The sequence below is a fragment of the Limnoglobus roseus genome (genome assembly GCF_008254045.1).
Lineage (GTDB): Bacteria > Planctomycetota > Planctomycetia > Gemmatales > Gemmataceae > Limnoglobus > Limnoglobus roseus.
Map to the genome: position 1 here is coordinate 371,487 of NZ_CP042425.1, position 12,310 is coordinate 383,796.

The 12,310-nt window shown below is 66.7% G+C and carries 10 protein-coding genes and 1 pseudogene; 8 read left to right on the forward strand and 3 right to left on the reverse strand.

What is annotated here, in order from left to right; genetic code table 11:
• The first annotated feature begins 33 nt into the window (after positions 1-33).
• A complete protein-coding gene (locus PX52LOC_RS01535; RefSeq protein WP_149108425.1) occupies positions 34-1,590 on the forward strand; it encodes a serine/threonine-protein kinase in 1,557 nt (518 codons plus the stop codon).
• On the opposite strand, the gene PX52LOC_RS01540 is transcribed toward PX52LOC_RS01535, so the two are convergent.
• Complete coding sequence (locus tag PX52LOC_RS01540) at positions 1,577-1,984, reverse strand: transposase (protein ID WP_390635774.1); 408 nt, start codon at positions 1,982-1,984, stop codon at positions 1,577-1,579. The genes PX52LOC_RS01535 and PX52LOC_RS01540 overlap by 14 nt on opposite strands.
• Positions 1,985-1,998: 14 nt before the next feature.
• Complete coding sequence (locus PX52LOC_RS01545) at positions 1,999-2,406, reverse strand: IS5 family transposase (protein WP_168218752.1); 408 nt, start codon at positions 2,404-2,406, stop codon at positions 1,999-2,001.
• Between the two features lie 74 nt (positions 2,407-2,480).
• Between PX52LOC_RS01545 and PX52LOC_RS43660 the strand changes: the two are divergent.
• The 5 genes and pseudogenes from PX52LOC_RS43660 to PX52LOC_RS01565 all read left to right on the forward strand — a co-directional run.
• A pseudogene (locus PX52LOC_RS43660) lies at positions 2,481-2,654 on the forward strand (WD40 repeat domain-containing protein); the annotation flags it as partial.
• Between the two features lie 27 nt (positions 2,655-2,681).
• The gene (locus tag PX52LOC_RS01550) at positions 2,682-3,779 is read left to right on the forward strand and encodes a WD40 repeat domain-containing protein (protein WP_390637603.1); all 1,098 of its coding nucleotides are present in this window, start codon (positions 2,682-2,684) and stop codon (positions 3,777-3,779) included.
• A 24-nt stretch (positions 3,780-3,803) separates the two neighbouring features.
• The gene (locus tag PX52LOC_RS43665; RefSeq protein WP_390637605.1) at positions 3,804-4,103 is read left to right on the forward strand and encodes a WD40 repeat domain-containing protein; all 300 of its coding nucleotides are present in this window, start codon (positions 3,804-3,806) and stop codon (positions 4,101-4,103) included.
• 52 nt (positions 4,104-4,155) lie between these two features.
• Entirely contained in the window at positions 4,156-4,377 is a 222-nt protein-coding gene (locus tag PX52LOC_RS01560) for a hypothetical protein (protein WP_149108430.1), read from the forward strand.
• Positions 4,374-4,760 (forward strand): type II toxin-antitoxin system VapC family toxin, encoded by a 387-nt coding sequence (locus PX52LOC_RS01565; protein WP_149108431.1) that lies wholly within the window; start codon positions 4,374-4,376, stop codon positions 4,758-4,760. Before PX52LOC_RS01560 ends, PX52LOC_RS01565 begins: the two co-directional genes overlap by 4 nt.
• Positions 4,761-5,427: 667 nt before the next feature.
• On the opposite strand, the gene dusB is transcribed toward PX52LOC_RS01565, so the two are convergent.
• Positions 5,428-6,537 (reverse strand): tRNA dihydrouridine synthase DusB, encoded by a 1,110-nt coding sequence (gene dusB, locus PX52LOC_RS01570; protein ID WP_149108432.1) that lies wholly within the window; start codon positions 6,535-6,537, stop codon positions 5,428-5,430.
• A gap of 25 nt (positions 6,538-6,562) precedes the next feature.
• On the opposite strand from dusB, the gene PX52LOC_RS42240 reads away from it, so the two are divergent.
• Positions 6,563-7,297, forward strand: a complete 735-nt coding sequence (locus tag PX52LOC_RS42240; RefSeq protein WP_246173629.1) for a hypothetical protein — start codon at positions 6,563-6,565, stop codon at positions 7,295-7,297.
• A gap of 87 nt (positions 7,298-7,384) precedes the next feature.
• Positions 7,385-12,271, forward strand: a complete 4,887-nt coding sequence (locus PX52LOC_RS01580; protein WP_149108433.1) for a hypothetical protein — start codon at positions 7,385-7,387, stop codon at positions 12,269-12,271.
• Positions 12,272-12,310 lie beyond the last annotated feature (39 nt).

A 12,310-nucleotide genomic window follows, 5' to 3' on the forward strand; every position in this document is an offset into this window, starting at 1 on the left:
ATACGATCACGGCATCTCCGCGGAGATTGCCCGATGCCTGACGACGCCACGAACAGTTTCCCCCCGAACGGCACCCGGAGCCACACCCCGGGCACCGACGCCGACCGCACGACGGACTTCAGCCCGCCCCCGCCGGCCGCGAATCTCCCCGCGGATCGCTCCGTCATCCCCGGTTACGACCTCCTTGGCATTCTCGGCCGCGGGGCGATGGGCGTGGTCTACGAGGCCCGCCAACTCTCCCTCGACCGCGTCATCGCCCTGAAGATGCTCACCCGGTCCCCGGTGGCCGACCCCGTTGCCGTCACGCGGTTCTTCGCCGAGGCCCAGATCGTCGCCACCGTCAAGCATCCGAACGTCGTCGAGGTGTACGACTTCGGCGAGCAGGCCGGGTCGCCGTACCTGGCGATGGAGCTGCTCGGCGGCGGCACGCTGGCCGACCGCCTCCAGCCCGGCTCGCCCCTGCTCCCGCGGGACGCCGCGAACCTTATTGAGACAATCGCCCGGGGGGTGGCCGCGGCCCACGCCCAGGACATCGTCCACCGCGACCTGAAGCCGGGCAACGTGCTGTTCACCGCCGGCGGCACGCCGAAGGTCGCCGACTTCGGCCTGGCGAAGCGGACGGCCTCGGACCTGACGGCCTCGCAGGCCATCATGGGCACGCCGAGTTATATGGCCCCGGAGCAGGCGGCCGGGCGGGGGAAGTTCGTCGGCCCGCCGGCCGACGTGTGGGCGTTGGGCGTCATGCTGTACGAACTGTTGGCCGGCCGCCGGCCGTTCGAGTCGGCCGACACGATGGACCTACTGACGAAGATCATCCGCGACGAGCCTCCGAAGTTGCGGGCCGTGACGAAGGGTCTGCCCCGCGACCTGGACGTGATCGTGCAGAAATGTCTCTCGAAAGAGCCGACCGACCGCTACGCCACGGCAGCCGACCTGGCCGACGACCTGACGCGGTTTCACAAGGGCGAACCAATCCGGGCGAAGGCAGCGGGGGTAGTGGAGCGGGCGTACAAGTGGTCGCGGCGAAAGCCGACGGCCGCCGCGGCCTGGGCGATGGGATCGCTGGCCGCCTTGCTGCTAGCGGTCGCATTCGTCCTGCTACGGGACAACGGCATCCAGGCCCAACTGCGGAGCGACGCGGAGGCGGCGCGGACCACAGCCGTGGACGCGCGGGCAAACGCTGAGCAAGCCCAACAGCGGGCGGAGGTAGCAGAGGGGATTGCAAAGCAATCCAAAGAGAACGTCGCTGACCAGCGCGAGCGGCTGGCTTACGCGCGGAACGTCTACTTCGCGCACCAAGCGTTTCAAATCAACAATTGCCAGCGCGCGAACATGTTCCTTGAACTTTGCCCTGCGGAGTTACGTGGTTGGGATTGGAACTACGTCCATCGGCTATGCCACTTAGACTTGCTCAGCTTTGAAGGGGACACGCCTAACGATTCATCTGTGGCGTTTAGCCCGGACGGCTTGCGGATACTTGGCTCATACGGAGACGAGGTGTGGACGTGGGACGCTAAGACCGGTGCAGCACTTATTAAGTTCAAGGAACACACGAAAGCAATCTACTCCGTAGCACTTAGGCCGTGTTGATGTTCCTGAGTCGCCGTAGTCGCAGGACGCCGAACACCAAATGGACCACACCGAGGAACATCGTCTTCCGCTTCTCGTACCGGGTGGCGAACCGGCGGAACTGCTTGGCCTTGCCGAACAGCCGCTCCACCTTGTTCCGCTCTCGATACCCGTCCGGCAGGAACGGCTGGGGCTCGACCCGGTTGCTCCGGCTGGGAATGTTCGGGAACACGTCCCGGTCGACGCACGCCTGCCGCTGGTCGTCCCCATCGAACCCCTTGTCGCACACCGCCTCGTCGAAGTGCGGCACGCGAGCGATGGTGGCGTCGAGCAGCGGCTCCAACCGCGGGGCGTCGTGGGCTTGGCCCGGCAACACTTCGACGGCGAGGGCCGTGCCCTCGTCGACGGCCGCCACGAGAACCTTGGTGGTCAGCCCGCCCCGGCTGCGGCCAAGACCCTCACGGCGAGCACTTCGTGCCGCCCCGATCTTTTTTTCTTCCGCCGTGCCCCGGCCGCATGCTGGTGGGCGCGGACGACGGTGGAGTCGACCAGGATGCGGCGGACGTCACCCAGGTCGGGGTTGGCGGTCAGCAGTTCAAACAGCCGCCGCAGGCTGCCCGAGCGGGCCCACCGGCCGAACCGGTGGTACACGGCGTCCCACGCCCCGAACTCGCTCGGCAGATCCCGCCATGGGATGCCGGTCCGGGCCCAGTACAGGATTGCCTCGAAGAACATGCGGTCGGACAGGCGTGGCGGCTGGCCGCCGGTGAACTGCTTGGCCTGGGCGACGAGCGGTTCGAGGATGGCCCAGTGGTCGTCCGTGAGCAAGTACCGCACGGCGTCGTGCCTCGGAATGGTCGGGATCGACCTAAACTCTTACCCCGAACGAACACGGCTCGTCAACACGGCCTAGCCCGGACGGTTCGCGAGTGGTATCTGGCAGCGCAGACAATACGGCGCGGGTATGGGACGCCAATACCGGTACTGAACTCTTCACTTTCAACGGGCATAAAGATATGGTCACGTCCGTGGCGTTTAGCCCAGACGGGTTGCGCATCGTCAGCGGCAGTCCAGATGGCACAGCATATGTGTGGGACGCCAAGACCGGAAAGGTGGCACTGACACTCAAAGGACACAGTGGTTGGGACAAATCCGTAGTGTTTAGCCCGGACGGGACGCGGATCGCCACGACTTGTTCGGACAACGCAGCGCGAATCTGGGACGCCAAGACGGGGGCCGAACTCGTCGCACTTGAAGGGCACAGTGATTGGTTGCAGTCCATAGCCTTCAGCCCGGACGGATCACGAATTGCAACCTGCGGCAAAGACGCCACAGCGCGGGTATGGGATGCGAAAACCGGAAAAGAACTGTTGACCCTGAAGGGACACATGGGACTGGTTTTTTCAGTGATTTTCAGCCCTGATGGATCGCGGATCGCCACCGCTGGCTCCGATACGACGGCGAGAATATGGGATGCAACAGCCGGGGTGGAACTCTTTGCGATCAAGGGAAACACAGGTCGCGTGCGTGGTATCGCATTTAGCCCGAATGGGTCGCAGGTTGTCACTGGCTCAAATGGGGTGAAATTGTGGGACGTCAAAAATAACAGGTTTGATGCTTTGATCCTTAAACCAGATGGGTTTTCCGGGGGTTGGGTAAGATCCGTGGCATTCAGCCCGGATGGGTCACAAATCGTGACCGGCAGCAGTGGTGCGGCACTGGTTTGGGATGCCACGACCGGGGTTGAACTGCCACTACTTTCGGGACAGACATTCAACGGGAGTCGTATTGCCTTCAGCCCCGACGGGTCGCGTCTCGTCATAGGGGGTGATAACAATTGGCTGTGGGTATGGGACGCCAAGACGAGAATTGCACTGCTTCGCCTCGAGGGGAACACAGGCCATATAACCTCTGTCGCGTTTGGCCCGGATGGGTCTCGGGTCGCCGCAGCCAGCAAAGATAAAACGGCGAGGGTGTGGGACGCTAAGACTGGGAAGGAACTCCTCGTCCTGAGAGGCCACACAGAGGAAGTGACATCGGTGGCATTCAGCCCCGACGGGTCGCGGATCGCCACTGGGAGCGAGGATAAGACGGCGCGTGTATGGGATGCCAAGACGGGAGTGGAACTTCTGGCCTTCTCCGGCCACAGTAGCTACGTAACATCAGTGGCGTTCAGCCCCGACAGCTCACGCCTCGCTACCACGAGTTGAGATCAAACGGTGAGGTTATGGGACGTGAAGTCCGGAACCGAAATTTTCGTACTCAACGGGCATACAGATTCCGTCACTGCCGTGGCGTTCAGCCCAGACGGTTCGCGGATCGTCACAGGGAGCGAGGATAAGACGGCGCGAGTGTGGGATGCCAAGACGGGGACCGAACTCCTAGCTCTGATGGGTCACAGTGAGGAATTGTTCTCTGTGGCGTTTAGCCCAGACGGATCGCGGGTTGCCACCGGTAGTCGAGACGGTACGGCGAGAATCTGGGACGCCACACCCATCAACCGCGACGTCCTGCCGAAGCCCGCGGCTAAGTAGCGGCCGCGGTTCGCTCGCCGTAGAATGGCCACACGTCCCCGGAGGCACCGCCATGACCGCCGAAGCCATCTTCGCCGAAGCCCTCGCCCTGCCGGCCGACCAGCGGGCGAAGTTGGCCGAACAACTGCGGCACTCGTTGCCGACCCAGGACGCCCCGCCTCGCGCCGGCGACCTGCCGAAGGGCGTGCCCGTCATCGGCCGCGGGCAGGGGATGCTCGTCGAGTACATCGACGACGACGAACACCTCGAACACTTCGCGGAGTACATGCCGTGAACGTGCTGCTCGACACGCACACGCTGTTGTGGGTTTACTGGAACGACCCGCAGTTGAGTTCCGTGGCTGCCCGGAACGTCCTCGACCCGAACAACCGCATTCTCGTCAGCCCGGCCAGCCACTGGGAAGTGGCGATCAAAATGCGGATCGGCAAGCTGACCCTCCGCGAGCCGTTCCTCGACTTCGTCCAGCACGCGATCTTCGACAACGGCTTCACGATCCTACCGATCGAACCGCGGCACACCGCGCTGCTGACGACCCTTCCCCTCCATCACAAAGACCCGTTCGACCGGCTGATCGTCGCCCAAGCGTTGGTTGAAAACATGCGTCTCATCTCTGCCGACCCCGCACTCGACGCCTACGGCGTGCAACGCTGTTGGTGAGGCCGTTCATTTCTTTTAATTGACATCCGTTCACTATACCTCATAGTCCCCCAGAGGCTCCTTTCCCCTCGCCCGTTTGGGGTGGCGTATGTTCGGCACTTCTTCCCTCCCGCCCGAGTACCTGCACGCGGCCGAGCTCATGGCCGGTGGGGCGTCGTGGTTGTCGGCGGCCAAAGAGATCGAGGTCGCGGTCGAAGACCTGAAGGCGGCAGCGAAGGAACACCGCGGCGAGTGGCAGGCGGCGCTGAAGACGGTTCGCAAGCGGTTGCTCGGCGAGGCCGGGTCGGAGGCCATGCTCATGCTCCGGCGGTTGCTGCGGTCCGACGAGGAGAAGGTGCAACTGTCCGCGGCCACCGTGCTCATGAAGTTCTGGATGACCGGCATCCGCCACCGGCGGCCGTTACAGCCGCAGGGTGCCGGCGAACAAGACGCTGTGGACCTGCTACACCAGATGGTCGGCAACGTCACCGACGAGCAGTTCGCGGCGACGGCCCGCAACTACCTGGCCGAATACGACGCGAGGCCGAAGGGCGACGAACCGCCCGATGGAGATGATCCGCTCGGCGGCGGACGGCCGAAAGTCGGCCCGCCACCGCGGCCGCCAGAACCGACCGGCGTGCCGGTGTACGACACCAACGACGGCACCACGAAGGTGTACGACGAGCCGTCACCAGTGGGCGTTCGGCCCGGCCGGGACGGCGACCTGCGATTGATGCACGTCCCACTCGGTCCAGTCGGCCGGCGGGCCGGCGTCCGCGAACGGGGCGATGATCTCGTCGAACTCGTTCAGGTCGTTCAGCAGCACGAACCGCTGTTGCACCTTCTTCGGCAGCCGCAGGGCCTTCGTGTACCACGTCGCCACCTTGCGGAACATCACACAACCGAACTTCTCGCCGCCGCGCCAGTCGATCAGGCGTTGCAGGTGCAGCCGCATGAACGCGATCCGCTCGTGGTAGGTGCCGCGGGGGCCGGGGTCGCCGGTGCGGGTCCAGTTCGAGAGTTGGCGGAAGAACCACGGGTTGGCGAGCGCCCCGCGGCCGATGGCGACGCCGTGGCAGCCGGTGTCGGCGATCATCTGGGCCGCGTCGGCGATGCTCATGATGTCGCCGTTGCCGAAGACCGGGATGCGCTCGACGGCTTCGACGACGCGCCGGATGCCGTCGCGGTTGACGCGGCCGCCGAAGCCCTGCTCGCGGGTGCGGCCGTGGATGGTGAGGGCGGCCACGCCGACCTTCTCGAACTCGCGGGCGAAGAACGGGGCCGTCTCGCTGTCGTCGTCCCAGCCGAGCCGCATCTTCACCGTCACCGGCAGCGACACGGCGTTCACCACCTTGCGGACGAGTTCGACGGTGCCGCCGCTGGTGTCGCACATGAGCGACGACCCGCCGCCGACGGCCACGACCTTGCGAACCGGGCAGCCCATGTTGATGTCGATGATCTCGGCGAGGCCGCGGTCTTGCAGCCACTGGGCGGCCCCGGCGAGTTCGTCCGCCTTGCCGCCGAAGATTTGCACCGACAGCGGCCGGTCGGTCGGGTGCGTGGCGAGCAGGTCCATCGTCTTCGCCTTGCCTTCGAGGATGGCACGGGCGTTGACGAGGTCGGTGGTGCAAAGGCCGACGCCGCCGATCTCGCGAACGGACAACCGGAACGGCAGGTTCGTGTACCCGGCCAGCGGCGCGAGCGTGAACCGCGACGCCAGCGGGACTGTCCCGATGGACAGCGGCTCGCGGTAGTGGGCGGGCGGGGCGGGGGCAGCAGTTTCGGTTCCAGTGGACATGAGACGATTATAGGAGAGCGTCACGATGACGGAGGCCGAGTGGTTACGCTCGCGGGACCTGTTCTCGCTGTTGAGTGCCGAAGACCCCACCGTCACCGGGCGGAAATTGAGGCTATTCGCGTGCCACTGTCTCCGGTCGCTCGGCGACGTGCTGCCGTTCGAGAGTCAGGAGTGCATCAAGTACATGGAGAAGCACCTCGACGGGCTTCTCAAGTGGGGCGATGTGGTCAGTCGTGTGAACAGTCGGACAATCCCGTATCTTCTCGACACGATGGCGAGCGCGGCTCAACTCGTGACCCGTGGCATCCCGCAACTGTTGGTCGATCCGACCGCCGACCACACGGCGAGCGAATGCGCATCGTGGGCGGCAGTGTTGCACCGGAGGGGGCCGAACTGGAGGTTGTGGAAGGACATCGTGACCTACGGCGGGTTCGTCCGAATCTACACCAACGAAGAGGAGGAGGCCGCGCTGCTGCGCAACGCCCCCGCCGCCTCCGCCGACATGTTCCTGACGGCGTGGCACGACATCGCGGGCAACCCGTTCCGCCCCGTCGCCTTCGACCACCGGTGGCGCACGTCCACGTCTATCGGCCTCGCGCAGACGATGTACGACGCCCGCGACTTCGCCGCGATGCCGATTCTCGCCGACGCGCTGCAAGATGCCGGGTGCGAGGACGAGGCGATCCTCGGCCACTGCCGCGGCGACGGGCCGCACGTCCGCGGGTGCTGGGTCGTGGATCTGGTGTTGGGGAAGAGTTAGGGTACGACCCTGTATTCGTGGTGGACTTGGCCCCCGTTCCTGGGAATAATCGACGGTCCGTGCCTCCCCACGTGCGAAGGTTCCGTCATGGCGAACATCTCCCTCCGCTGCCCGCAGTGCAATCTGCCGAACGCGGTGCCCGCGGACCAACTCGGTCAGGCCGTCATCTGCCCGGGCTGCCAGTTCTCGTTCCCCGCGCAACTCCAGAGCAGCGGCGATCCGAAGGCGGTCGAACTGCCCGAAATCCGCCCCGTCGTGCGGGCCGTGGCACTGAAAGACGCGAAGCCGAACGCGGGGGCGGATCAGCCGCTCCCGGTCGCCCGGAAGTCGCAAAGCGAGGACGACGAGGAGGAAGATCGGCCGGTGCGCCGGCGGTCGGGCGGCCGACGACGGCGAGACGACGACGGAGACGCCTACCCCACCCGCCGGGAAGGCGGTGGCGGACTGTTGGTGCCCCTGTTGCTCGGTAGTGGACTGTTCGTGGTGCTCATCGGTATCGGGCTGTTCGGCATCTTTGCCGACCGCACTTCGCCCGAACCACTTGTTCTCGCGGCCGCCGGGCCGCAACAGCCGGTCGCGAGGGTCGAGCCGCCCCCGCCGGTGAACCCGATTCCGCCGAACGCCGGGGCGAACCGCGATGAGGCGATCGCCAAGATGTTCGAAGTCCAACGGCGTCATGTAGAAGAAGAGCAGAAGCGCCGCCAGAACGTCGTCCCGGCCAACCCGAACCTGCCTGCGTTCCCGAACGCGGACCTGGTGCCGCCGCTGTACGCGGCCGTGGGACCGGTGCCGATCACGCCAACCCCGCTGGCGGGCGAGCGGGCCGAGGTGAAACTGCCCGGCACGGTCGGCGAGGCGTGTTCGGGCGGCGGCGGGCGGTTTTACTTTCTCCACATCCCGTCCGTCAATCAGATCGCCGTTTTCGACGTGAACGAAGGCCGGGTGGTCAAGTTCATCACGGTCCACGCCGACCGGGTGAAGATCGCGGCCGGGATGAACGCTCTCGTCGTCGTCGCGAACGACACCGGCTCGATCAGTCGGTACAACCTGACGACGTTCGCGCGGGAGTTGACCGTCTTGCTGCCGTTCCAAGGCGAGGTCAAGGCGGTCGCCCTCGGAGCGGCGTCGGCCGGGCCGCTGCTCGTGCAGTACGCCGGCGACGGCGCGGGCGGCGGACTCAATCCGGCCCCGGTCTGCTTCTTCGACCCCACCGTCCTCAAGCCGGTGAACGTCAAACTCGTGGCCGACGCCCGCGTGCCGGAGTTCCTGGTCCGCGACGCCGTGCACTTCCGCGCCAGCCCGAACGGGACAGTGTTCACCTACTGGTGCGCCGACCCGATCCCGTCGTCGGGGGTCTTCAAGGCCTTCGGCGGCACCATCGAAACCCGCCGCAACGACGCCGGGGTCGCGGTGCCGACCGACGACGGCCTCATCCTGACGAACCTGGGGCCTTACGATTACGACGGCCGGCTGACGCACGTGGGACTACTCAATCGGCCCGGGGTTCCCTTCGTCGCCCCGTCCGGGCGGTTCCATCTCACGGCCGACGGCCTGGCGGTGTCGGCACGCAGGGTCGGAGATTCCCGCGTCTTCGCGACGTTACCCGCCACGGACTTCCCGACGCCGAACGAACCCGAACCGACCGGGGACTTGACCCCGGACCGGCGCGTCCACTTCGTCCCCGAGGCGAAGCTGGTCGCCGTCCTCCCGCCGAGCCGGGACCGCATCGTCCTCCACAAGTTCGACCCGGCCGGCCTCTTCGAGAAGGTCGACACCGATTACCTGTTCGTGACCGGCCGCCCGCCGACGGCCGCGCCCGGCAAGCGGTACGCTTTCGCCCTGGGGGCGCGGTCGAAAGCGGGCGGCGTGAAGTACAAACTCGACTCCGGGCCGGCCGGCCTGACGGTGTCGCCCGACGGTCGCGTTTCGTGGGACGTGCCGGCCAGTTTCATCAGCCCGGCCGCGGTCGTCGTGACGGTGTCGGACGCCGGCCCGCGGACCGTCACGCACACGTTTCGAATCGTGGCCGGCGTCGGCGAGCCACCGGCCGTCGGCACGCCGGAACCGCCGACGGCCGTCGCGGTCGCCCCCACACCCGCACCTCTGCCCTCGGTCGCGCCCAAGCCGCCGCAGGTCGCCCCCAAGCCACCGCCGGTTCCGGTCAAACCCGTGGAGCCGGTCAACGTGATCCGCCAACCGTCGGCGGTCTTCTCGCTCAAGCCGACGACCGCCGACGACGGGGCGACCGTAAACCTGCCCGAGAGTGCGGACGCGATGTGCGTGGGCGGCGGCGGGCGGTACCTGATCTTCCGCCTGCCGCGGAACCGGCAGCTCGCGGTCTTCGACACCGTCCACGGCCGCGTCATCAAGTACCTGCCGATCGCCGAGGACGCGGCCCTTTTCGCCGCGGGCATGTCGAAGCTGTACATCCTGCACCCCGCCGCGAACGTCTTCCAGCGGTGGAACCTCTCGACGTTCGAGAAGGAGGCGACCGTCGCCAACTCGCTCGCCGGCCCGCCGACGCGAATGCTCATGGGCCACGCCACCGACGGACCGCTCTACGTCGCGGGGCAGAACGTCACGTCGAAGCAGTACGCCTTCCTCGACCCGACCACGTTCCGGCAGGTCGAAATCAAGTACGAAGGCGGGCGCGGGGAGCCGAGTGTGTCCGAGCGCCGCGCCCCACAGGTCCGGGTGTCGGCCGACGGGCGGGTGTACGCCTGGTGGAGCACCGACCTGTCGCCGTCCGGCATCAGCACGTTCGTCATCCAGGGAGCGTCGGCCACGGGGCACAACATCCACGACAGCGCCGGGGCTCTCCTGCCCGGCCCCGACGGCACGCTGTTCACGTCATTGAAGGGAGTGTACACTCCGGAATTGAAGCCCCTCAACGACAAGGACCGAGCCCCGCGGACGGCGCTGGTCCCGGCGACCTCCGGCCCGTGGTACCTGGCCGTCACCGGCGGGGGCGCGACGACCTCGACTTCGGCCGTGTCGCTCGACCTCCGAATGATCGGCGACGGCCGCTCGCTGGTCGTGTTGAAGAACCCGAAGGGCCTCGACGCGGGGCCGCGAACCGCCAGCAAATCGGCCGGCGCGAGCCACCTGTACGACCGCGTCCACTTCATTCCCGAGGCCGAACTGCTGGTCGTCGTCAACGCCGCGGGCAACGCCCTGACCTTGCACCGGATGAACCTCAAAACCCGCCTGGAGGCTGGCGGCATCGACTACCTGTTGGTTTCGAGCCACCCGCCGGGCGTCGTCGGCCGCGGCACGAAGTTCGAGTACACGCCGACGGTGCTGTCGAAGCAGGGCGGCGTGAAGCTGAAGGTCGAGTCCGGCCCGCCGGGGCTGACCGTGGCCGGCGACACGATCTCGTGGGCCGTGCCCGAGTCGTTCGACGAGGCGACGGCCAACGTCCTCCTCACCGTTTCGGACGCCTCCGGGCAGGAGGTGTTCCACACCTTCGCCCTGAGCGTGCGCGACAAGGACGCAGCCCGAAAGATGGCCGCGCGGGGGGTGCTCCCCGAGCCGAGCGTGCCGCCCCCACCCATCGTGGTCGTGAAGAAAGACCCGGAACCGCCGGTCCCGCCGCAAAAGAACCCAGGACCGTCGGCCTCGGTTGAGCCGAAGAAAGAGCCGGCCCCGGCCCCGAAGCCGGTGGCACACGCCGCCAAGCCAAGCGGCCTCCGCCTCATCGTGCCGCCGCCGGTTCACCCAGTCATTGGCGTGACGGAGATCAAGGACGAGACGGTCGTCAAACTCCCGGCGGCGGCCGACGACTCGTGCTACGCCGGGGGCGGCCGATATCTCCTCTACCGCCTGCCGTCGCTCAAGCAACTCGCCGTCTTCGACGCGCAGACGGGCACGGTCACGAAAACGCTCCCGTTGACCGACGCCACCGACTTGATCGCGGGCGGGGCGTCGAAGATTTTCGTCCTGAACGCGGCGGGCAAACAGTTCACCGTGTGGAACCTCGCGACGTTCGAGTCGGAAAAGTCGGTCCCCTATTCGTTCGCCGGAACGCCGAAAGGAATGGTGGTGGGCCACGGCACGGACGGGCCGATCCTCGTCGCGGGGATCGGCGTCCAGGCGAAGCCGCGGTCCGCCTGGGTGGACGGCCGCACGCTGCAAGAGGTCGAAGTGGACGGGGCGGGCCGCGACGACCTGATCTTCCCCGCGACCCTTGCCGCCTCCGGCGACGGCCGCGTGTACAGTTCTTTCAACGACTTCACCCTGTCCTGGACGGAGTTGGGCGAGGCCGGAATGGCCACCAAGTCGAAGCCCCGCACGCACGCCACCCCGCTGTACGACGGCCGCATTTACGGTTCCGGCGGCTACATTCACCCCATGCCGGAGGTGCCAGCCACGCCAGCGAAGACAACCGTTACGACCCGGTACGATTACACCCCCGCAGCGAGCGGCCCGTTCTCCGTTCGCGTGAGTCCGAACGCGACGCGGCTTGCGGACGGCACCGAGAAGCACGCCGTTGCCATCCTCGCACACGGGCCCAAGTTGCTCCGCGTTGAACTCGGCACGGTGGCCGTCCCCGCGCGGAAGGTGAGCACCGCCCGACCGGCCAGTGAAGTGATTTTCCCCGTCCACCTCTTCCCCGAATCGAAGATGTGGGCGTATGAAACGCCCGACCGCACGCAGCTAACGCTCAAGCGGCTCGACCTGGAAACCGCGTTCTCGTCCCGCTCGACGGATTGGGTCCTCGTGGTCGGCCGGCCGCCGCTCGGGGCGAAGCGGGGGCAACCGCTAGCGTACAAGCCCGCCGTGTGGGGGAACAAAAAGAGCGAAACGACCGTGACTGTGGAAGGCGGCCCACCGGGGATGAAGGTCGAGAACGGCACCGTGGTCTGGGACGTGCCCGCGAAATTCGAGGCCGAGGTGGTGCCCGTAAAGTTGCGCATCGAATCCGGCACGCAGACCGCGGTGCAGGAGTTCGACCTGCACCTAACCGGCGGATAGTTCGGCCCGCGGACCGGCTCATTGACACCCCGCGGCCGT

Coding starts and splice junctions, on each gene's coding strand:
- PX52LOC_RS01535 (WP_149108425.1), top strand. CDS start 34: ATGCCTGACGACGCCACGAACAGTTTCCCCCCGAACGGCACCCGGAGC.
- PX52LOC_RS01560 (WP_149108430.1), top strand. CDS start 4,156: ATGACCGCCGAAGCCATCTTCGCCGAAGCCCTCGCCCTGCCGGCCGAC.
- dusB (WP_149108432.1), bottom strand. CDS start 6,537: ATGTCCACTGGAACCGAAACTGCTGCCCCCGCCCCGCCCGCCCACTAC.
- PX52LOC_RS42240 (WP_246173629.1), top strand. CDS start 6,563: ATGACGGAGGCCGAGTGGTTACGCTCGCGGGACCTGTTCTCGCTGTTG.
- PX52LOC_RS01580 (WP_149108433.1), top strand. CDS start 7,385: ATGGCGAACATCTCCCTCCGCTGCCCGCAGTGCAATCTGCCGAACGCG.